The organism is Flavobacterium aquaticum (genome assembly GCF_003259835.1).
In the GTDB taxonomy this organism is placed as follows: Bacteria; Bacteroidota; Bacteroidia; order Flavobacteriales; family Flavobacteriaceae; genus Flavobacterium; species Flavobacterium aquaticum.
Genome location: NZ_QLMI01000003.1, coordinates 114,808 through 136,325 on the forward strand (window position 1 = coordinate 114,808; position 21,518 = coordinate 136,325).

At 28.7% G+C, this 21,518-nt stretch carries 20 protein-coding genes; 10 read left to right on the forward strand and 10 right to left on the reverse strand.

What is annotated here, in order from left to right:
- Position 1: 1 nt before the first annotated feature.
- The gene (locus B0I03_RS05605; protein WP_111566484.1) at positions 2–1,318 is read right to left on the reverse strand and encodes an O-antigen ligase family protein; all 1,317 of its coding nucleotides are present in this window, start codon (positions 1,316–1,318) and stop codon (positions 2–4) included.
- Positions 1,319–1,457: 139 nt separating this feature from the next.
- Here B0I03_RS05605 and gmd point away from each other — a divergent pair, with 139 nt between their 5' ends.
- The 8 genes from gmd (at position 1,458) to B0I03_RS05645 (ending at position 10,423) form a co-directional block, all read left to right on the forward strand.
- Positions 1,458–2,522, forward strand: coding sequence for a GDP-mannose 4,6-dehydratase (gene gmd, locus B0I03_RS05610; RefSeq protein WP_111566485.1), 1,065 nt, complete (start codon positions 1,458–1,460; stop codon positions 2,520–2,522).
- Positions 2,516–3,457 (forward strand): GDP-L-fucose synthase, encoded by a 942-nt coding sequence (fcl, locus tag B0I03_RS05615; protein WP_111566486.1) that lies wholly within the window; start codon positions 2,516–2,518, stop codon positions 3,455–3,457. Before gmd ends, fcl begins: the two co-directional genes overlap by 7 nt.
- The gene (locus B0I03_RS05620) at positions 3,458–4,765 is read left to right on the forward strand and encodes a lipopolysaccharide biosynthesis protein (protein WP_146603260.1); all 1,308 of its coding nucleotides are present in this window, start codon (positions 3,458–3,460) and stop codon (positions 4,763–4,765) included.
- On the forward strand, positions 4,765–5,514 hold the full coding sequence (locus B0I03_RS05625) for an FkbM family methyltransferase (RefSeq protein ID WP_111566488.1): 750 nt from the start codon (positions 4,765–4,767) through the stop codon (positions 5,512–5,514). Before B0I03_RS05620 ends, B0I03_RS05625 begins: the two co-directional genes overlap by 1 nt.
- Positions 5,511–6,239: a glycosyltransferase family 2 protein gene (locus B0I03_RS05630; protein WP_111566489.1), complete on the forward strand. Its 729-nt coding sequence runs from the start codon at positions 5,511–5,513 to the stop codon at positions 6,237–6,239. Before B0I03_RS05625 ends, B0I03_RS05630 begins: the two co-directional genes overlap by 4 nt.
- Positions 6,240–6,431: 192 nt before the next feature.
- Positions 6,432–8,171 (forward strand): ArnT family glycosyltransferase, encoded by a 1,740-nt coding sequence (locus B0I03_RS05635; protein ID WP_181452350.1) that lies wholly within the window; start codon positions 6,432–6,434, stop codon positions 8,169–8,171.
- A 3-nt stretch (positions 8,172–8,174) separates the two neighbouring features.
- Complete coding sequence (locus B0I03_RS13210; RefSeq protein ID WP_111566491.1) at positions 8,175–9,344, forward strand: O-antigen ligase family protein; 1,170 nt, start codon at positions 8,175–8,177, stop codon at positions 9,342–9,344.
- Positions 9,341–10,423 (forward strand): glycosyltransferase, encoded by a 1,083-nt coding sequence (locus B0I03_RS05645; RefSeq protein WP_111566492.1) that lies wholly within the window; start codon positions 9,341–9,343, stop codon positions 10,421–10,423. The genes B0I03_RS13210 and B0I03_RS05645 overlap by 4 nt, the downstream gene beginning before the upstream one ends.
- A gap of 14 nt (positions 10,424–10,437) precedes the next feature.
- On the opposite strand, the gene B0I03_RS05650 is transcribed toward B0I03_RS05645, so the two are convergent.
- Positions 10,438–10,947, reverse strand: a complete 510-nt coding sequence (locus tag B0I03_RS05650; protein WP_111566493.1) for a hypothetical protein — start codon at positions 10,945–10,947, stop codon at positions 10,438–10,440.
- A gap of 110 nt (positions 10,948–11,057) precedes the next feature.
- Here B0I03_RS05650 and B0I03_RS05655 point away from each other — a divergent pair, with 110 nt between their 5' ends.
- A complete protein-coding gene (locus B0I03_RS05655) occupies positions 11,058–12,284 on the forward strand; it encodes a glycosyltransferase (protein WP_111566494.1) in 1,227 nt (408 codons plus the stop codon).
- Position 12,285: 1 nt separating this feature from the next.
- Entirely contained in the window at positions 12,286–13,524 is a 1,239-nt protein-coding gene (locus B0I03_RS05660; protein ID WP_146603262.1) for an O-antigen ligase family protein, read from the forward strand.
- On the opposite strand, the gene B0I03_RS05665 is transcribed toward B0I03_RS05660, so the two are convergent.
- The 8 genes from B0I03_RS05665 to B0I03_RS05700 form a co-directional block, all read right to left on the reverse strand.
- Positions 13,505–14,278, reverse strand: coding sequence for a GIN domain-containing protein (locus B0I03_RS05665; protein ID WP_111566496.1), 774 nt, complete (start codon positions 14,276–14,278; stop codon positions 13,505–13,507). The genes B0I03_RS05660 and B0I03_RS05665 overlap by 20 nt on opposite strands.
- Before the next feature lie 35 nt (positions 14,279–14,313).
- Positions 14,314–15,405 carry an acyloxyacyl hydrolase gene (locus tag B0I03_RS05670; RefSeq protein ID WP_111566497.1) on the reverse strand — a complete coding sequence of 364 codons (1,092 nt, stop codon included), beginning with the start codon at positions 15,403–15,405 and terminating at the stop codon, positions 14,314–14,316.
- A 4-nt stretch (positions 15,406–15,409) separates the two neighbouring features.
- A complete protein-coding gene (gene rfbD / locus B0I03_RS05675) occupies positions 15,410–16,348 on the reverse strand; it encodes a dTDP-4-dehydrorhamnose reductase (protein WP_111566498.1) in 939 nt (312 codons plus the stop codon).
- Positions 16,342–16,893, reverse strand: coding sequence for a dTDP-4-dehydrorhamnose 3,5-epimerase (rfbC, locus tag B0I03_RS05680; protein ID WP_111566499.1), 552 nt, complete (start codon positions 16,891–16,893; stop codon positions 16,342–16,344). Before rfbC ends, rfbD begins: the two co-directional genes overlap by 7 nt.
- A 69-nt stretch (positions 16,894–16,962) precedes the next feature.
- On the reverse strand, positions 16,963–17,820 hold the full coding sequence (gene rfbA / locus B0I03_RS05685) for a glucose-1-phosphate thymidylyltransferase RfbA (protein WP_111566500.1): 858 nt from the start codon (positions 17,818–17,820) through the stop codon (positions 16,963–16,965).
- Positions 17,820–18,833 (reverse strand): dTDP-glucose 4,6-dehydratase, encoded by a 1,014-nt coding sequence (gene rfbB / locus B0I03_RS05690; RefSeq protein WP_111566501.1) that lies wholly within the window; start codon positions 18,831–18,833, stop codon positions 17,820–17,822. Before rfbB ends, rfbA begins: the two co-directional genes overlap by 1 nt.
- On the reverse strand, positions 18,833–19,786 hold the full coding sequence (locus B0I03_RS05695; RefSeq protein ID WP_111566502.1) for a hypothetical protein: 954 nt from the start codon (positions 19,784–19,786) through the stop codon (positions 18,833–18,835). Before B0I03_RS05695 ends, rfbB begins: the two co-directional genes overlap by 1 nt.
- 6 nt (positions 19,787–19,792) lie before the next feature.
- Positions 19,793–21,484, reverse strand: a complete 1,692-nt coding sequence (locus B0I03_RS05700) for a DUF6909 family protein (RefSeq protein WP_111566503.1) — start codon at positions 21,482–21,484, stop codon at positions 19,793–19,795.
- Positions 21,485–21,518: the final 34 nt, after the last annotated feature.

A 21,518-nucleotide genomic window follows, 5' to 3' on the forward strand; every position in this document is an offset into this window, starting at 1 on the left:
TTTAATTTTTTCTAGTCTGAACGTTGTTTGTTATATTAAATAAACAATAAAAAGCTGTAAAAAACACAACCCCTCTTTGTCTCCACAAAAAAGATTCGGTCAAAAATAAGCTTATCATTAGAATTGCAAAAGCAATATGTATAAAATCTTTATTATTTACAGCATTTTTTAAATTGAGAAACAAAGTTAAGATTAAAAGAACAAATCCAATCAACCCTAACTCTGCAAAAATTTGAATGTATTGATTATGAAAATTTTTCTTTTGATAACCTTCCGTTGTTTCATTACCTTGAAAAACATTATATTTCATACCTTTTTCTTCTAGTTTTTTATACGATGCATTTAGTCCTAATCCTTGAAGTAAAACATTTTCTTCTTTCATAATTTCTAAAAACATTCTAAGCTGATACACTCGAAAAGAAGCCCCTGAAAAAAAATCACTCTGTTCAAATTTATCATTTTCCCATGCTTCTTTCATACTTATAATTTTTTCACCCACAATTTCCTTTGGAATAACGGTATGTCCGATATTGTTTTCTTTATGCAATTGAAATTCAAACTCTATTTTATCTCTAATCTTATTAAAGAAAACAAAGGAAAACAATAAAGAAACCAATAAAACTATGTTTCTTAACCTCATTTTATTAGCCGATTTTGAATAAAAGAAAAAATACAAACCTATTAAAACAATATCCGTTAAGATTATACTTTTTGAATTCAACAACAATAAAAATAGAACTAGTAAAATCAACTGGAGGTAATCTTTTGTTACTTTATTAGCTTTAGTTAAAAAATAAAAGAAAGCCACACTAACAAAAGCTGAAAAATGAATGGCATTTAAATCTTTTGTTACTAACTCATGACCAAAAAAAACAGCATTATTATTCTCTATAAAAAAACGAAAAACAGATCTCAACAGAAAAAAAATAGCATATAAAGAAATTGATATGCTGTAAAATTTAATTAATAATTCCTTGTTTTGATAAAAGATTAAAGCGCATGCAAAAGGAAGTAACAGTAAAGAACTCTCCTTAGGCAAAGCTTGTAAAGATTCCAAAAAATCTATTGACCAAACACAAGAAATGGCCATCCAAACGAAAAGAAGAATTGGAAAAATCATTTCTTTTGTAAAGTAAAATATTCTTTTTTTCCATTTAAAAAAAGAATACAAAACCATGATTCCTACGATAACATTATTAACTAAGTTTGGTAATGGAATGGTACAAATTAGAAGTAACAAACAAAAAAAGGATAAATCATAAGAATTACCTTCTTTTGACGTTTGTAAAAAAGTGATAGCAAATAATTTGTCTTTCATTATTTTTAATGATTTGTTTTAAAACCCTAAATCAATTGCAATATATTGCTTTTTTTAAAAATTTAATACTTTTATTTTTTCTTTTAAAAAGAGTACTAGGTTAAAGCTTTATATTATATTTGCTAATAATTTTTTTTAAATGAAAAAAGCCTTAATAACAGGAATAAATGGACAAGACGGCTCGTTTTTAGCCGAACTATTATTAGAAAAAGGATATGAAGTTCATGGAATCATCAGAAGAAGTTCTACTTTTAACACAGAAAGAATTGAACATCTATACATAGAATCATTAATACGTGATTTACACAGAGATAAAAAAATTCAGTTGCACTATGGCGACATGACCGATTCTACAAATCTAATCCGATTAGTTCAACAGATTCAACCTGATGAAATTTATAATTTAGCAGCTCAATCACATGTAAAAGTATCTTTTGATTTACCTGAATATACTGCGGAGACAGATGCTGTAGGTACTTTACGTTTGTTAGAAGCCATTCGAATTTGTGGTTTAACACAAAAAACAAAAATCTATCAAGCTTCTACTTCTGAATTGTATGGAAAAGTACAAGAAGTTCCTCAAAAAGAAACTACGCCATTTTATCCACGTTCTCCTTATGGGGTGGCAAAAATTTACGCTTTTTGGATTACCAAAAACTATAGAGAATCGTATGGAATATATGCTGTAAATGGAATTTTATTCAACCACGAATCAGAACGAAGAGGCGAAACTTTTGTAACGAGAAAAATTACACTTTCTGCGGCAAGAATTAAACATGGTATCCAAGATAAATTATACTTAGGAAACCTAAACGCTTTGCGTGATTGGGGATATGCAAAAGATTATGTGGAATGCATGTGGTTAATGCTACAACAAGAAACTCCAGAAGATTATGTAATTGCAACAGGTATTCAATATTCGGTTCGTTATTTCTGTGAATTAGCTTTTAGAGAAGTAGGTATTGAGCTTGAATGGCAAGGTGAAAATGAAAATGAAAAAGGAATTTGTAAAGTTACGGGTAAAACCTTAATTGAAGTAGATCCAAATTATTACAGACCAGCAGAAGTTGAGAGTTTGCTTGGTGATCCTACCAAAGCAAGAACTCAATTAGGTTGGAATCCAAGTCGTACATCTATAGAAGAATTAGTAAAAATTATGATGAAGCACGACTTAGAATATGTAAAATTACCACGCGTATGCTAAAAGATGCTAAAATATTTGTTGCAGGTTCAAACGGCATGGTTGGTTCTGCAATTGTGAGAGCTTTAAGATCAAAAGGCTTTGTAAATATTGTTGTAAAATCATCTAAAGAACTTGATTTAAAAAACCAACAAGCAGTTCATGATTTTTTTAGTCAAGAACAACCTGACTACGTTTTTTTAGCGGCTGCAAAAGTGGGTGGTATTCATGCAAACAACACCTATCCTGCAACTTTTATCTATGATAACATCATGATTCAAAGCAATGTAATTCAAGCTGCTTATGACTTTAATGTGAAAAAATTGCTGTTTTTAGGAAGTTCTTGTATATACCCAAAATTTGCTCCTCAACCTATAAAAGAAGAATATTTACTGACTGGTTCTTTAGAACCAACAAATGAAGCATATGCTATTGCGAAAATTGCGGGATTAAAAATGTGCCAGTTTTACAAACAACAATATGGTTGTAATTTTATTTCGGCTATGCCAACTAATTTATTTGGTGTAAACGATAACTTTAATCTTGAAAACTCGCACGTTTTACCAGCTTTACTACGTAAGTTTATTGAAGCCAAACAAAACAACAAACAAGAGGTTACAATTTGGGGTTCTGGAACTCCAAAACGCGAATTCTTATTTGTAGATGATTTAGCAGAAGCGTGTTTGTTTTTAATGGAAAACTACAATGGTAATGAAACCGTAAATATTGGAACGGGCGAAGATGTATCTATTAAAGAACTAGCCGAAACAATAATGAAAATTGTAGGCTTTGAAGGGAATTTAATTTTTGACGCCTCTAAACCAGATGGCGCTCCGAGAAAATTATTAGACGTTTCAAAAATTAACAATCTAGGCTGGAAACACAAGACGAACCTTGAAGAAGGGATTCAAAAAACGTTAAATTGGATTCAGAAAAATAATTTTGAAATGTTTACCTAAATGAGGAAAATACTAGATAACCATATAATAATGAGTGGTTTTTATAAGGGTATTTCAGGAATATCTTTATTTTTAACTATTCGATTATTAATCGATTATCTTGGTAATGAAGGATATGGGATATGGGTTTTACTTTTTACGGTTTTTCAATTGGTACTTTTGATGGATTTTGGTGTTCAAAGTACCTTAAAAACCCAAATTCCAGTTCTTGTTCATGAAAATAAAAGAGAAAAAATATCAGCTTTAATAAATTCAACTTATCGAACCTCAATTTTAATTGCTGTTTTAATTCTTATCAGTTTTTCCTCGATTTGTTTTTTTATTGATTTAAAATCATCTTTTAATATTTCATTATTATCAGATTTTGAAATTAATAGTTTACTACTCATCAATATTGTTTTTTTTTGTTTAACCTTTATAGCTAATATTCACAAATCGTTGTATGTTGCCTTTCTTAAAGGTAAATATGCCGAACAATCAATTGCTATAAATCAACTGTTATTTTTAGGGCTAACTAGTTTAATCGTGATTTTTTCAAACCCTTCTTTTTTAAATAATTATAACAAACTTTTACTAGTTTCTATAATTAATGGCGGAACTAGTTTGTTAGTGAATTTATATTACACCATCCGATTTTTTAAATTAGAAAAAATTGTTTTATCCTTAAAATCAAGAATAAATTCGATTGATACCCACTTTAAAATGGGAATAAAATTCATGATTATTCAAATTGGATTCTTGTTTATTTTTTCTTCAGATAGCTACATCATATCTAACATTTTAAATCCAAGCGAGATTGTGGCCTATGAAGTAATAAATAAACTATTTCAATTTCCCTTTATGATTCTTTTTGCTGCATTATCACCTCTTTGGTCTATGTTTGCGATGCATTATTTAGAAAAAAAGAAAGAAAAACTTTATAAAGACTTCAAAAAATTCAACAAATTTTTCATTGTAATTGTTATCGGTTTACTTATCCTATACACTTTAACCCCTTTTATTGTTTCAATTTGGTTAAAAGAGAACATAGCCATACCTGAACACTTAATTTTGTTAACTACAATTGTTACCGCTTTAAAAATTTACGTTAGTTTTTATACTTTTTTCTTAAACGGAATTGGTAAACTTAATTTTTATATTACTATTCTAATAATAAGTTTAATATTAAAAATACCACTTACATATTATTTTGTAGATTTGAATTTTGGAATAAATAGTGTTTTGTTATCATCTCTTGTAATTGTGTTGATATGGACTCTATTAATCCCATACAAATGTTATAAAATTACAGAATCCTTAAATAAATAATGAATCAATTTATATACAAGAATAAGAGCTTTCTACTCAAAATTAAGCGTTTTTTTAATTCAACTTTTGGAATTGAAATTATCAAATATCCTACACCAGAGCTTGATAGAAGAATTAAACTTCTCAAGAATTACAACATTGATACTGTTTTAGATGTTGGAGCAAACATTGGGCAATACGGTAGCGAACTAAGAAATATTGGATTTAATGGAAAAATTATTTCTTTTGAACCAACGTCTGATGCCTTTAAAAAATTAGAGAAACTAGCTAAGAATGACAAGAATTGGGATGTTTATAATTTCTCTTTAGGGGATTTTGATGGCGAAACGGAGATTAATATTGCTAAAAATTCGGTGAGTAGTTCAATGTTAGAAAGTTTACCTCAGTTAACCCTAAGTGCGCCTGATGCAAAATTCATTGATAAAGAAACTATTACTGTTAAGAAAATAGATACTATTTTTGGTGAGTTAAATCTAAAAAACAAAAATATTTACCTTAAAATTGACACCCAAGGTTACGAAAACATGGTAATCAATGGTGCGAAAAATTCATTAACACAAATTATTGGAATACAAATTGAAATGGCACTAATCCCTACTTATGAGGGTGCTATCACTTTTGAAGCAATGATAGAAAAATTAAAATCTTTCAACTTTAATACCACTTCTATAGAAAGTGGCTATTATGATAAAAACACAGGGAAACTTTTAGAAGTTGATGGTGTATTCTTTAAAAATAATTCATTATGATAAAAGAAATTAAAACATTATCTATTATAATACCTGCTTATAATGAAGGTCCAACAATTCATTTTATTTTAGATAAATTGAAAAAAGTGGCTTTATTAAATAATATTGAAAAGGAAATTATTATTGTAAATGATTGCTCAAAAGATAATACAGAAGAAGCAATTAAAACGTACATTAGTAATAATCCTGAGTTGAATATTCAATATTACAAACATGAAGTTAACAAAGGAAAAGGAGCTGCTTTGCATACTGGTATTCAAAAAGCCACGGGTGAATATTTGATAATTCAAGATGCCGATTTAGAATATGATCCTGAGGAATATAATTTATTACTAAAACCTGTTTTAGATGGATTTGCCGATGTGGTTTATGGCAGTAGATTTATGGGTGGAAATCCGCACAGAATTTTGTTTTTTTGGCACACCATAGGAAATAAATTCCTTACTTTCTTGTCAAATATGTTTACCAATCTAAATTTAACTGATATGGAAACGTGTTATAAATTATTTGACACAAAAATCATTCAATCAATACAGCTACAAGAGAAAAGATTTGGTTTTGAACCTGAAGTTACTGCCAAAGTATCCAGAATACCTAAAATTCGTATCTACGAAGTAGGTATTTCTTACTACGGTAGAACTTATGAAGAAGGAAAAAAAATTGGTTGGAAAGATGGTTTTAGAGCAATTTATTGTATATTAAAATATGGTATGCTAAAATTATAAATCTTTGTTTCTAAAATGCTACTAATCATTACTTTTTTACTTTCGCTTATTATATTAAATCTAAAAAAAGGGTTAATTGAAGGTAATATTCGATCGATCCTAATTTTCTCCTTTTCTATTGTTTTCATTACAGAAATACTATCGCTTTTCAAGTGCGTTAATGTAATCGGAATATATACAGCCTGGTCTTTAATGATACTAGTTTGCTGGTATCTTATTTTTAAAAAGAAAAAAGAAAGCTTTAGTCTTGTAATATTTGAACTAAAGAAACTCAAAACAACTTTTCAAAACAACTTTTCAAAAATAGAAAAAGGATATGTTTTAATAATTTTTATATTTCTTTTTCTGCTTTTTCTTCAAGGCATCTTGTATCCACCAAACAATTGGGATTCTTTAACTTATCACATGTCAAGAATCATGTTTTGGATAGGAAATGAATCTGTAAATCATTTTCCAAGTCATATTTTAAGACATTTATATCAACCGCCTTTTGCAGAATTTGTTATCATGAACGTCAATCTGCTAAATGGAAATGACTATTTTTCAAACTCGGTTCAGTTATTATTTTTATTTGGTTCATTGCTTGTAGTTTGGCAAATACTTTCAATGTTTGATTTTAGTCGAAAATTAAAATTGTTTGCCTTATTATTGTTGATTTCCATTCCATCTGTAATTTTACAAGCTACTACAACCAAAAACGATGTTATAACGGGCTTCTTTGTTTTAAGTGCAATACTTTATCTTTTTAAAATTTACAGGTTAAATAAAAAAGAAGATATTATATTTTTAAGTTTTATTATTGGTTTAGGAATGCTAACAAAAGGAACTGCATATTTATTCTTTGTACCTGTTTTTATTGTTTTTGGCATTTTATTTTTAAAACAGATTCTTAAAGAGAAAAATCTATTTATTATCAAAAATGTTCATTGGATTATAGTTATTGTAATTGCAATTAATATAGGTCACTTTCAAAGAAATTATTCTTTAAATAAGGATATTTTAAATATTGATGAACAGGAAGCAAAAAACTATTCTAATGAAGATTTATCTTTGACTACTACTTTTTCAAACATATTAAAGAACCTAGCGCTGCATGTTCCATACCCTCTAAATGAACCTTTGGACAAGATAATTCATACTATTCACGATGATTTAAATATTGATATAAATAGTCCACAAAACAATTATTTAGGCATTAAATATAGTAAGCCTTATGATTTTACTACACATGAAGATTATGTACCAAATTTTATTCATTTACTTTTAATTTTAGGTGCTATTCTTTTTTTTGTATTCCATTTAAAAAGAAAAAAAGACAACAAAACGCTTCTTTATAATGTTGTAACTTTAATTATTGTAATGCAATTATTATTATTTGCTTTTTATCTGAAATGGCAACCGTGGCATACGCGTTTACATATTCCTATTTTCATGACATCTAGTATTTTAGTTGTGTGTAGTTTAGCATTACTAAAAAGAAATATTGTTATTCAAAATGTGATAAGTATTATATTGATTGGTAGTACCTTTTTATTCATCGTTTTTAATAATTTAAGACCTTTAATTGAAAATGGAAAACTAACCAAAAGTATTGCCTTAGATGATAATAGATTTCAAAAGTACTTTGCTAATCAACCTCAATTATATAGTGATTATAAATCTGTTATTAAAGAAATTAATGCAAACGAAACTATTGGTTTAATTATGTCCGACTGGGAGTATCCCCTTTTTTATAATTATTACTTTTCATATATTAAACCAGTAGCAATTAATGTAAATAACATTACTTCTAAAACAAGTTCTGAAACTCCAGAAGTAAACAGTATTGTATCAAACACCATTAATCAAGCATTTATTGACTATAACGGTAAAAGGTATTTTAATATAAGTTCAAAAAATTCATATCTTTGGATTTATTCTTTAAACAAATAAACGTTGAAATTAAATCTAGATAAATATTTACTTTACTCATCAGTATTTGCAATTTTTTCAGAAGGATTTTTTTTCAATTTTATAATTGACTGGAAATTACTTTACTTGATTATTTTCGTTAATTATTTTTTAATTATAAAATATAAAACACTTCGGGTACATAAAACTTTCCTTATAGTTGTTGCTTCATTATTTGCACATGCAATTTTATGTTATACAATTATCCAAATACCACCGAATTATTTTATTTCGCAACTACTCGGTATAACAATAACTGGATTGTATTTCTATAATTTCTTTTTGGTTGCAGAGCTTTCTAAGGTAACAAAGCTATATTTATCATTATCTTTTTATATTGCTATATTAGGTTTGATTTTTTATTTTTTAAAACTTAATCCTTTTGCATATTTTGATAATGAATTTCGTCTAATGAGTATCTTTAAAGAACCCGCTCATTTTGTTGTTGTTATCTTACCCGCTTGTTACTTTTTCCTAAGAAGTAAATTGTTCTTAAAATTCTTCGTATTATTTGTTTCAATTATTCTATCCGAATCTAGTCTAGGATACATTGGTTGTGGAATGATGTTCATATTTCCTTTTTTTAATTTAAAGAAATTTAAATACTTACTTGTAGCGGTTCCTCTAGTTTTAACTTTATTTTTTTATACATATAAGAATTTTGAATCCTTTCAGATGAGAGTTGATGATTCTATGGATAATTTAACGGTATTAAAGAATGGTAAATTTGATGAATCTACAAACTTAAGTTCATACGTAATGTTGACTAACTTATACATTGCTAAACAAAATATTATCGAACATCCTCTTGGTAGTGGTATTGGAAGCCATCATTATATGTTTACAACACGTTACCATAAAACGATGCGTCCTCCAAATTATATAAATAAACTCGGTCATAAGTTTGATAATTCATTTGACGCTAATTCTTTATTTACCAGGATAAGTTCAGAATTTGGAATAATTGGGATTATTTGTGTGATATTTTTTCTAATTCGTTCCTTTAATTTGAGCTTTTCGAATTCCAATTTTATCCTTCAAGGAATATTAATTTACTTTTTACTTAAATTATTTAGAGACGGAACTTATTTCCCTCCAGAATTATTTTTCTTTATTTGGATGTTCTATTTCACAAATCAAAAAATTACAGAATGAAAAAAATTTATCATTTAGCTGAAAATGTATCTAACGAAAGTGGTGGTTTAAGAACAGTAGTTATAAACCTTGATAAATACTTAAATAAAAATGAGGATTTTTCATCATTAGTAATTACAAATTATATGGAACCTACCGATAATTTTTTTGAATTTAAACCTAAAAAAATAAAAAACTGGAATTATTCTTCAGAGCTTGAAAATTTTGCTTTCCAAAAAGCGGATGATTTTGATATTGCACATTTACATGGAGTTTTCATGCATACACAATATGTCGGTTTAAAATTACATGAAAGAAAACAAAAACCTTTTGTAATTACACCTCATGGAATGCTAGAACCATGGCATTTAAAAGATAAAGCTTTAAAGAAAAATATATATCGTTATTTAATCCTAAATAAAATTTTAAACAAATCGAGTGTTTTACATGCAATAACTCCACTTGAAAAAGATAATCTATATAGATTAACAAACCATAAACAAATTATTGAAATTCCTAATCTTATCTATTTTAATGAGATTCCTAAAATTGATTACATTAATAAAGAATACGAATATATACTTTTTTTAAGTAGAATACATCCTAAAAAAGGTTTAGATATTCTTATTAAAGCAATGTCGAAAATAAATAATAAAAGTATCAAATTAAAAATTGTAGGTACTGAAAATCAATATTCAATTGAACTGAAAAAACAATGCAAAGAATTAAATATTGAAAATAGAATTGAATTCTTGGGAAGTGTATATGGTCTTGAAAAATATAAATTATATTCAAATGCTAAAGCTTTTATTTTACCATCTTATTCTGAAGCTATAGGAATGGTTAATTTAGAAGCAGCAAGTTGTCAAACACCAGTACTTACAACTTATAAAACTGGAATAAATTCTGATTGGGGCAAAAATGGTGGTATAATGATTAATCCAAATTTAGATGAACTAATCAATTCTTTAAACTTGATTGCTTCTTGGAATAATAATGAAAGAGAACAACGTGGTAAAATGCTATCAGAATATGTCTTAAAGGAATATAGTTGGGAAAAAAAAGGTCATCTATGGGATGACCTATATAATTCTATATAAAAAAGTAAAAAATTTTATTTTACTAAAATTGACTCCAATTGCTCGTTTCCTTGCATTCTAGGTGGAAACTCTCCATCAAAATTTAATTTATAACTCATTGTTGGCTCATCCCAAGACAAACCAGTTCCTGCATTAAAATATTTAATGAAAGCCATATTAGATCCATCAACTAAAGTTTTACCATTTTCTAATACTTTAATGCTTGTTATTTTGACTAACTTTTGTTCTCTATTTGAACTCAAGTCAAACTCTATATTTTCAACATTATAATCTGAAGGTAAAATAACTTCTATCGTTTGAGGAGTTGAGCTACCTGTTATCTTGTGCTTTTGGGGATTATCATAATTCCAAAAACCATCCTTCATATACACAAAAGATAATTCATCATCTTTTTCATAAACAGCATCAATTACAATTGAACGCTTATTAATTTCAACTTCTTTTTCAGAAATTACTTCTTCCTTTTTTTCACCTCCGCAAGAAATTGAAAGGGCAATAATAAATAATCCAAAAAATCTTTTCATTTTATTTTTCTTTTTAGTAGCACAAAAATATATATTTTTTTTTTATTACAAACAAAAATGCTGTTATTTAAAAAATTATATTTGTTGGCTATTATTGAGTCAATTATACAATGAATTTGAAGAAGAATATTTCCATTATAACAGCTAATTTTTATCCTGAAGATACCGCAATTGGTTTATATACCACTCAATTTGCCGAATTTCTATCTAAAAAACACAACGTAACTGTTATTTCTGGGTTTCCATACTATCCTCAATGGGAAATTTATAAAGAATACCAAGATAAAAACGATTTTATTACAGAAAGACTTAATGATATTGAAATCATAAGATACAAACAATTTGTTCCAAAAAAAGTAACCATTTTTTCAAGATTAAAAATGATTTTCAGCTTTGTATATGGAACAAATAAGAACATAAAAAAAATTGAAAAGACTGATTTAGTAATTTGCTTAGTTCCTTTTACATTTTCAATAATCCCTGCATTCTTATTAGCAAAAAAGAAAAAAGCTAAATTATGGATTCATGTTCAAGATTTTGAATTTGATTTAGCATTCGAATCTGGAATATTTAAGAAGAATCATCTTTTAGGTCTTTTGATTAAAAAGGCAGTAATTACTTTTGAAAAATTCTTATTAAATAAAGCAACCCTTATTAGTTCTATTAGTTTTCAAATGCTAAAGAAAGTCAACGAAAAAACCAATTCTGTTGATACATATTACTTTCCAAATTGGATTTCTAGTGATGATATAAATCCAATAAAATCAAACCATCATAGCTATTTTGAAAAAGAAAAATTTTCACTTTTATATTCTGGAAATATTGGTGAAAAACAAGATTGGGATTTATTTTGTAAAGTTTGTTTGCTTTTAGAACCTCACAATGATATTGAAATTGTAATTGTTGGCGATGGTGGTTATTTAGACACCTTAAAATTAAATTGTGCAAAATTTAGCAATATAAAATTTAATCCGCTAGTTCCTTATCACGAGTTAAACGACTTGCTATGTAGCGCTTCTTGTCATTTTTTGTTCCAAAAACAGGAGGTTTTAGATACCTTAATGCCTTCTAAACTATTAGGAATGATGGCTAGTGAAAAAGTTTGTTTGGTTTCAGGAAACTCAAAATCTGAAGTTGCTAAAGTATTAACACCTGATACTGGATTTTATATTTCAAGTATTGATCCAAAAGAAATTTATGATAAAATTATCTTTCTTAAAGATAATCCAGATTTATGTTCAGATATGGGTAAAAAAGCTAGATTTAAAATAATTGAAAGTTTTTCAAAAGAAAAAGTATTAGATAACTTTATAAAAAAAATTGACGAAATTTTATAACATGAATAAATTTTTAGACAAAGTATACCCGTATACACTTTTCCCACTTTTTGCATTTCCTCTTTTAAAAGAAAATATCAGTATGATTTTTTTAGGAGTTTTTGCGTTATTCACCATAAGATATTCACTTATTAATAAAACAAAAACAATAATTAAATCAAATTGGCTTGTTTTCTCTATTCCTTTTTTTATTGTTGTAATAGCAAGTTTATTAAGAGGCGAATTAGTAAAAAATTTAGGCGAAATTAATCATGTACTCCTTTTTTTAGCGTTACCAATTTTTTTCTTTTTATCTTCAGATGAATTATTTACTAAAGAAAAAATCGTTCACTATTTCAAGTTTTTAATCTACTGTTGTGCTGTTTTAATCTTTATTTATATACTGCTTTTTTTGGTTAATCATCAATTCTATGAGTTGTTTGCAACAAAATATAACAGTTCTTTGTTTAGAGATTTTGTTTACTCTAAAACTAATTTTTTCACGATACATCCTGCATATTTAACCTCCATTACTTTATTTGGAACCGCTTTTTGTATTGAAGAATTAAAAGCAAGGTTTAGTTACTTATACCTTCTCCTAATTATCCTTTTTTTCTCTTTTACATTTCTATTACTAACGAAATTGAATATTGTATTAATTACAATGTTAATTTTATATTCGATTTTTAGATATTCTAAAATTAAAATAATATACAAATTTTCCCTAGTCTTATTGATCGCTGTAGTTTCAATTATTTTAATTTATATCACGCCTGGAATGATGTTGAGAATATTAGAAGTTATCAACAGTTTAAACACAGAGCCAATTGGAGCTGCATATGATTCAACCAACATTAGAAAGGCAATATATACTTGTGACTTTCTTCTAATTAAAGAAAACTTTTGGTATGGTGTTGGTTTCTCTGAATTAAAATTAGAATTATTAAACTGTTTTAATGAAAATTACCAGTCTGATTTTTATAAAAATCATTTGTACTTAACACATAATTATTTTATTTATGTTTTGTTGGGTTCTGGAATTTTTGGACTAATTTCTTTATTGTATTTTTTCTATAAAAGTTACTCTTTCCTTTTAAACTTTAAATCTTTAACCATTGGAGTTTTTATGCTCAATACCTTATTAATGTGTATGATTGAAGATTATTTTTACAGACAAAATGGAATTTTATTTTTTCTTTTAATACTTCTTAGTTTATTTAAATTTCACTCTAAATACAAAACTAATTTATTTGATAAATAACTCTTCCTGTGTAATGTTGTATAATATCGTCCTGAAGAGGTAAGCTTTTTAAAATAACATTTCCAACACTATAAATATCACCATATATTCGACTTGTTGGTCTAAAAATCATATCATTTGAACCTCTATGAAAAACATAAATGCTATTTGAAACATCTATTTCTTCTCCATAAAAAATTCCATTCCCCCAAAAAAAAGCTACATTTAAATTGTTACACTGACCTTTAATGTAAAAGTTTGATACGTTATTGCTTTCAATAATAACATATTCATTAGAATTTACGGTTAGATGGAAATCTCCTGTACCTGCTCCATCAGATAAGTCCATAGAAAATAAACGAATAATTCGTGAATGTAATACCCCTTCAGATTCTATTTTCTGCTCGGTTTTACAATGTATTTCTAACTCTGGTATTAAAGGTAAAAGCGTACCATCTGGAATTGTTACATAAACCTTTGTTTGCCCATAATCACGAGCAATATTACAAGTTGAATTATCTTTTATAACTAGCATATCACCGTCTAATCTTACTTCTAAATCATCAATAATGTTGTCTGATGTAACTATTTTAACTTCATAACTTGAACCTTCTCTAATCACTAATCCCACACCATCATACACTTTTATTTTTGTAAAATTTTCTAATGGAAACGTTTGTGTAATTTGACTACCATTTCCTTTGAAACAATCTTCAGAAATACCGCAGCTGCTCATAAAAATTAGTAGTAAAAAATATAAGGTGTACTTTTTCATATTTAGATTTCTCGACTTCGCTTAAATTGACAATTTCACAATCTTATTCCTAAAGTAGCTTCAATAGCTTCAGCTCTTCCGCCATGTGTTTTTAAGCCAACTCCTGTGAAAATGTTTTTATAAAGATAATATTTTAGTCCAACTCTTTGATAAACATCAATCTCATAATTAAAAGGTTTGTAAACATAATACCCAAGTTGCGTTTCAATGGATAGTTTATTAATAAATAATTCATGTCCAACAAAAAGTCCAATTCTTTTATAATCAGTATTAGGATCTAATGGTGGTTTATCAGGATATGCTACTGACGAAAAAGCAATCAAATCTCTAAGGTAACGAGAGAAAAAAACATCGGTTCCTAGTTGTAAAGCGCTTTTTCTTCCAATTCGTTTATCAGCATACAAACCAATGTGATAAAATTGACGCTGACCTAAATGCGGCACTGGTCCTTCAGAAACTCCTGTTCTGAAGGCTATATTATATTTTATTCTTTCTTTGTAAGTGTCTTTTGAAGGCAGTGAATCAACAATAAACTCTTGTTTGTCGTTGAAATTATAATTCAATCCTACGTTAAAAGCTATCGTGTTAATTCCACTATTTGGTGCTTTAAATCGTCCATTTGAAAAATGAGTCAACATAAAACCTGCTTGTAGCCCAATTCTATCAATAATATTCTCCTTCTTATATTGCAATAAGAAATAATTATTATCCATAAATTTAGTTCCAAAAGCGTTGTTTTTATTGTTGGTTTCTTTATCGTATGGATTTGAAGTCATCCCAATTCCTTGCGAAATTCGGAACATTAATTGACGCTTAAAAAAATAAAAATTATAATGGACTCCAACCGCATGATTCACTCCTAAATACTGATTTTTGAAATCTAAATAATGATACGAAATACCATAATCTGGATAATTATACACTTGTTGCCATTCTTTTTTTCCAAAGGTTTTCCAGTTATAACTTAGCAAAAATCCGTCAGGATGACCTGTGATTAAATGGCCAATATCGTTGGTATGTTTATAAACATTTCCTCTAAAAAGTTGCACATCAAAATAGGTTGATGCTTTTTCTTGGGAAAAGGATAAAAAGAAAGTAAAGCAAAAAAGTATAACTATTTTTTTCATGAATTTACAATTGATTAATACATGTTGCTAAACTCGTTTGCCATCCATTGATTTCAATATCGAATGTTCTTTTAATTTTTGTTTTATCTAAAACACTATACGCTGGTCTTTTTGCTGGCGTAGGATAAGCCGAAGTTGGAATAGGTCTTAAATCTATTTTAATTCCTTTTTGATGGAAGATTTCATTAGCAAAATCATACCAAGAACATTGCCCTTCGTTACTGAAATTGTAAATTCCAAAACTTGAAACTTGACCCGAGTGAAAACGAACTGGCGAAGCAAACTTGAAACTTGAAACTATTATAACTATCAAAACCTCAGCTAAATCAACAGCATTTGTTGGTGTTCCAATTTGGTCTGCAACAACAGATAAACTTTCGCGTTCCGATGCCAATCGCAACATAGTTTTCATAAAATTGTTCCCAAATTGAGAATATACCCAAGAAGTTCTAATGATAAAATGTTTTTCCCAATTCGCCTGAATCGCTTGTTCTCCTTGTAGTTTTGTTAAACCATACACACCACTTGGAAAAGGCACATCGGTTTCTGTAAGTCCTAAATTGCTTTTTAAAGGCAGTCTAAGTTCTCTATCATAATAGGCAATCCCGTCTAAAAAATAAGCATCAAAAACAAAATCAGTAGAAATATGAATTAGAATCGTATTGTGTTTTTTACACGTAATTGCTAAGTTTTCTGGTCCGTTTGCATTGATATCAAAAGCTTTTGAAGATTCACTTTCGGCTTTATCAACTGCTGTATAAGCCGCTGCATTGATACAAAAATGAGGTTGAAACTCATCAAAAACAGCTTGACAGTTTTCTAAATTAGTAATATCTAATTCAGATGAAGAACAAAATATAAAACTTAGCTCCGGATAATTTCCCGAAATTAATTGAATCGCTTGTCCTAATTGTCCGTTTGCTCCTGTTACGAGTACTACCATACTTTTTTTGCGTTTTCAAGATTTGGTAAAACTTGATCTTTTTCGGAAATTATCAACTCATTCAAAGGAAAATTCCAATTGATATTTACGCTTTGATCATTAAAAATCAAGCCACCTTCGCTTTCTTTGTTGTAAAAATTATCGCATTTATAAAAGAAAATAGCAGTGTTAGACAAAACTAAATACCCATGAGCAAAACCTCTTGGTACAAAAAATTGTTTTTGATTTTCTGCTGAAAGCAAAACCGCTTCATACTGACCATAAGTTTCTGATTCTGGACGTAAATCTACCGCAACATCTAAAACTTCGCCATCAAGAACACGTACTAACTTTGCTTGCGCATGTTCACCACATTGATAATGCAAACCTCTTAAAACCCCATTAGTAGAAAACGATTGATTGTCTTGCACAAAAGTTACTTTTTGTCCAATTCCTTCCTGAAAAGTCTTTTCATTAAAACTTTCCATGAAATAACCACGTTCGTCTTTTATTATTTTTGGTTCTAGGATAAAACATCCTTTAAGTTTGGTTTCTGTAAATTTCAAAGTATTTTAAAAAATCAAATTCAAACTTCAACTTCAAATAACTTGAAATTTGAAACATTAAACAAAATATTAAACTAAGCTCATTAAATGTTTTCCGTAACCACTTTTTAACAACGGTTCTGCTAATTTTTTTAATTGGTCAGCATTAATAAAACCCATTTTGTAGGCTACTTCTTCAATAGCTCCAATTTTTAATCCTTGACGTTCTTCAATTACTTGTACAAATTGTCCAGCTTGCATTAATGATTGAAAAGTTCCCGTGTCTAACCAAGCGGTTCCTCTATCTAAAATACTTACTTGTAATTTTCCGCAATTTAAGTATTCTTTATTCACATCGGTAATTTCTAATTCACCTCGGTTACTTGGTTTAATATTTGCTGCGATTTCTAAAACGTTATTATCATAAAAATAAATTCCTGGAACAGCATAGTTTGATTTCGGCTGCGCAGGTTTCTCTTCGATAGATAAAACTTTTCCATCTTTATCAAAATCTACCACACCGTAACGCTCAGGATCATGCACGTGATAGGCATAAATGATTCCGCCGTCTGGATTATTATTTGATTGAAGTAATTCGGCTAAACCTGTTCCATAAAATATATTATCTCCTAAAATTAGGGCTACTTTGTCGTTTCCAACAAATTCTTTACCAATGATAAAGGCTTCAGCTAAACCATTAGGGTGTTCTTGAACGGCATATTCGAATTTACAACCTAACGATTTTCCGTCGCCTAATAATTGACGAAATAAAGGTAAATCGTGCGGAGTTGAAATGATTAAAATTTCGTTAATTCCTGCCCACATCAGTGTTGATAATGGATAGTAAATCATTGGTTTATCATAAATTGGCATCAATTGCTTGCTAACCGCCAATGTTAACGGATGCAAACGCGTGCCTGAACCTCCAGCTAATATAATTCCCTTCATTAGTTGTTATATTTTTGTAAATACCATTCGATAGTTTTCTTGATTCCCGATTCAAAATTTTCATCTGCTTTCCAACCTAATTCATTCTCTATTTTTGTTGCATCAATAGCGTAACGCAAATCATGACCTGGTCTATCTTTCACAAATGTAATTTGATCTTGATATTTTCCTTGTAATTTTGGTTGTAATTCATTCAAAATTGAACAAACGGTATCCACTATATATAAGTTATTACGTTCGTTTCTTCCGCCAATATTATATGTTTCACCTGCTTTTCCTGTTTTAAACGCTAATTCAATTCCTTTACAATGATCTAAAACGTATAACCAATCGCGAACGTTTTTGCCATCACCATAAATGGGAATGTTTTCTCCCTTTATAGCTTTACGAATAATAGTAGGAATTAACTTCTCATCATGTTGTTTTGGTCCGTAATTGTTAGAACAATTGGTAGTTACTACGTTCATTCCATACGTATGAAAATAACTTCTCACAATCATATCGGAACCCGCTTTTGAGGCTGAGTACGGACTATTTGGAGCATACGGAGTTGTTTCTTCAAACAAACCTGTTTCGCCTAAAGTTCCATAAACCTCATCAGTAGAAACATGATGAAAACGTGAATTTTCGAATCCAACATTATATTGATTTGGTGCTGACATCCAAAGTTTTCTTGCGGTATCTAATAAATTAAAAGTTCCTAAAACATTGGTTTTAATAAATGCTTCTGGTCCAGAAATAGAATTATCAACATGACTTTCTGCCGCGAAATGAATGACATCGTGAAATTGGTGTTTCTGGAATAATTCTTCGATGAAATTTCTATCACAAATATCGCCTTGTACAAACGTATATCTTGGATGGTTTTCTACTTCTGAAACATTTTCTAAATTTCCAGCATACGTGAGTAAATCCAAATTTACCAAATGATAATCTGGATTGTTTTCTATAAAATAAGGAACAAAATTAGCTCCAATAAATCCGGCGCCGCCTGTTACTAATATTTTTTTCATTAACTATTAATTCTTGCCGATTGTTTTTTATAAGTACTAAATAAAAAGTAAGACAACAAATACAAAAGAATTAAAACTAGAGGAAATATAATTTTATTATTTAAAAACAATGGCTTGAAATCTCTAATATTAATTATACTACTTTCCTCTTTTATTATCTTGTCAAAAATATTTTCATTTGTCAATAAATATTGTTTTTCAGAGACTAAACGATCTTTCTTTTCAACTAATTCTGGTATACTATTCTTCTCTGATATCGAAATAGTTCCAGAAGCATTATTAGAAGATAATATTACAATCAAATTGTCAATTTGTTTAATTAAAGAATCATTTAAAACGATTTTATCTGCTAAATTTTTTTGATATACCTTTTGTTGAATTTCAAAATAAGGATTGGTATTCAAATAGTTTAAAACTGGTGTTATAAACTCTTCTTTTTTTAACATTCCTTTCGTTTTGATAGAAATTTTATGATGGTAATAATTTTTACTTGTTATTTCATCCTTCATAATTTTGTCGATATTTCCATCTTCAGCCATCAACTTAATTAATTCAAAGTTATTTGCTTGTTCTTTGTTATTTACAAAATTATAAATAGCAGGATATGCCTCAATTTCAATTCCTACAACATCCTCATACTTTTTAATGCCTAACTCTTTGAAAAAAGTTTCATCTTCTTCTCTAAGCTTGGTATCAATTTGTTCTATTTTTTTATACAAATACTCATTACTTCCGAAATTAGGAATAACCGAAATTTCGTGGTTATAAACTTTTGGGTCTAACAAAAAAGCTGCTAAAACTCCTATAACAAATAAACCTCCAATAATTACAATCTTCTTTTTTACAAAGAATATAAAATCGAAAATGGAATTCACTATTCCATTAAAAAAGTTTTTAATTCCTTTTCCGATTTGTCCTAAATCGATTTCTTGATCTTGAGAATTTGTACTCATTAATTCTTATTTTACGTTAAAGATTTGTTCTAATATTTTAATCGTAATTAAATACGTAGGTTTCACTCCAGTAGTTCCTAATCCTCCTGAAGCTAATGTACTTCCGGTTTCTAATGGATTATCAGAAGCATAATAAGCATATCTAACTTTTACATTTGGATTGATACTCTTTCTAATTTTTGAAGCCGATTGAATCGCTTTTTGATAAAACGCACCTTCCATTTCTAAACCAATCGCTTGCCAAGTTGATTCATGGAAAAACTTTAACAAATCTCTGTTTTGAAGCGATGTTCCTAAAACCGTAATCATAGGTCCAGCAAAAACAGGAATTCCGTTTCCTTCAAACATTGCTGCCGTTAACTCATTTTCAAAAGGATAATTGTCAGCCGTACCTTCATTCACGTGTGCACATGGAATCATGATATCTCCTTTTCCACCTTCTAAAATTCCAGCTTTACCCATAATGGAAACCGATTCCACATTTAAGAAAATTTTATTTTTCTTTTCTACTTTATAAGGTTTCAACAATTCATCAATCGTTTCAAAAGCTTGCTCACCAAAAGCGTAATCCATTACAATGATAACTGGTTTTTCCTTAGCTAATTTAGCCTCAGCAAAGATGGTTTTCTTGAAATCAATTTTAGCAGTATCAAAAATTTGAACGTCGATGTTGGTTCCTGATGCATCTGGCAACGAAATCATTCCTTGTTGTAACGCTAATTCTTCTACTTTCTTGCGTAACTCTTTACTTGATGAACTACTTAAATCTTCAAATATCTGAAATTCAGGTGTGTTCTTGTATTTTTTTCCTAAAACAGGTTCTGCAAAAATAGAATTCATCACACTGTGCATATTCGCACTAATGATGTGAATTGGTCTATCAATTAAATCGTTTTTTAGTAAAACATCTTTAATTGTGGTAGCCCAAATATCGCCATAAATATGATGTCCAAGTCGTTCTCTCAAAATTGGACTAAATGTAATCGTTCTTTTGTTGTTATCAACAACTTCTTCGATAGCTAATTTTCCTAACCAATACACTACATGTAAAAATCTATCAGGTGCTTCTGCTGTTGCAAAATCGTCATAAATATCTTGTACTTCAGCAAAAGTTCTTCCCAATACATTTGCGGCGTGAGAAATCGCTTTTTCACGTTCCACTAAAGGTAATTTTTTAGTTTGTTTTACCGCTGATTCTAATTTTTGCCAATCGCGTGAAACCGAACCTTCATCATCAATTAAAACTCTATCTTTAATTTTGTGCGATTCGATAAAAATAAAGGTCAAATGCGTTAAAATATCGTAAATATCCGAACGACCACGTGTGATTTCCACATTCATTTGCTCGTCGTCAATACGGTAACAGTTTCTTCTTCTTTTTGGAGGAACAATCGCTTTAAAGTGCGAATTTGAATAGCCTTCATCTGAAGTTAAGTTGATGTAACGGCATTCTTCAATTCCAATTGGTAAACGTTCAATTACGTATAATAAACCGTTTAATTCTACCTTTTCTTCGGCAATAGAACCGTAAATTTCTGGTCGAAGCGCTAATAAGGCTTCTCTTAAAGTTTCTCCTGAAACACCCATTGGTTTATAAAAACCTCTGTTAAATAAATGTCTCATGGTAATGTACAGTCGCTCAATAGCTGCTGAGGACTCTTGCGCTCTAGAACGCGAAATGTTTTTAATGTCTTTCATTAATATTTTGTTTTTCTAACCTGCAAAGTTACGA

Coding starts and splice junctions, on each gene's coding strand:
- rfbA (WP_111566500.1), bottom strand. CDS start 17,820: ATGAAGGGAATTATATTAGCTGGAGGTTCAGGCACGCGTTTGCATCCG.
- gmd (WP_111566485.1), top strand. CDS start 1,458: ATGAAAAAAGCCTTAATAACAGGAATAAATGGACAAGACGGCTCGTTT.
- B0I03_RS05620 (WP_146603260.1), top strand. CDS start 3,458: ATGAGGAAAATACTAGATAACCATATAATAATGAGTGGTTTTTATAAG.
- B0I03_RS05695 (WP_111566502.1), bottom strand. CDS start 19,786: ATGAGTACAAATTCTCAAGATCAAGAAATCGATTTAGGACAAATCGGA.
- B0I03_RS05670 (WP_111566497.1), bottom strand. CDS start 15,405: ATGAAAAAAATAGTTATACTTTTTTGCTTTACTTTCTTTTTATCCTTT.
- B0I03_RS05625 (WP_111566488.1), top strand. CDS start 4,765: ATGAATCAATTTATATACAAGAATAAGAGCTTTCTACTCAAAATTAAG.
- rfbB (WP_111566501.1), bottom strand. CDS start 18,833: ATGAAAAAAATATTAGTAACAGGCGGCGCCGGATTTATTGGAGCTAAT.
- B0I03_RS05605 (WP_111566484.1), bottom strand. CDS start 1,318: ATGAAAGACAAATTATTTGCTATCACTTTTTTACAAACGTCAAAAGAA.
- B0I03_RS05655 (WP_111566494.1), top strand. CDS start 11,058: ATGAATTTGAAGAAGAATATTTCCATTATAACAGCTAATTTTTATCCT.
- B0I03_RS05630 (WP_111566489.1), top strand. CDS start 5,511: ATGATAAAAGAAATTAAAACATTATCTATTATAATACCTGCTTATAAT.
- B0I03_RS05635 (WP_181452350.1), top strand. CDS start 6,432: ATGATACTAGTTTGCTGGTATCTTATTTTTAAAAAGAAAAAAGAAAGC.
- B0I03_RS05665 (WP_111566496.1), bottom strand. CDS start 14,278: ATGAAAAAGTACACCTTATATTTTTTACTACTAATTTTTATGAGCAGC.
- B0I03_RS05660 (WP_146603262.1), top strand. CDS start 12,286: ATGAATAAATTTTTAGACAAAGTATACCCGTATACACTTTTCCCACTT.
- fcl (WP_111566486.1), top strand. CDS start 2,516: ATGCTAAAAGATGCTAAAATATTTGTTGCAGGTTCAAACGGCATGGTT.
- B0I03_RS05645 (WP_111566492.1), top strand. CDS start 9,341: ATGAAAAAAATTTATCATTTAGCTGAAAATGTATCTAACGAAAGTGGT.
- B0I03_RS05700 (WP_111566503.1), bottom strand. CDS start 21,484: ATGAAAGACATTAAAAACATTTCGCGTTCTAGAGCGCAAGAGTCCTCA.
- rfbD (WP_111566498.1), bottom strand. CDS start 16,348: ATGGTAGTACTCGTAACAGGAGCAAACGGACAATTAGGACAAGCGATT.
- B0I03_RS05650 (WP_111566493.1), bottom strand. CDS start 10,947: ATGAAAAGATTTTTTGGATTATTTATTATTGCCCTTTCAATTTCTTGC.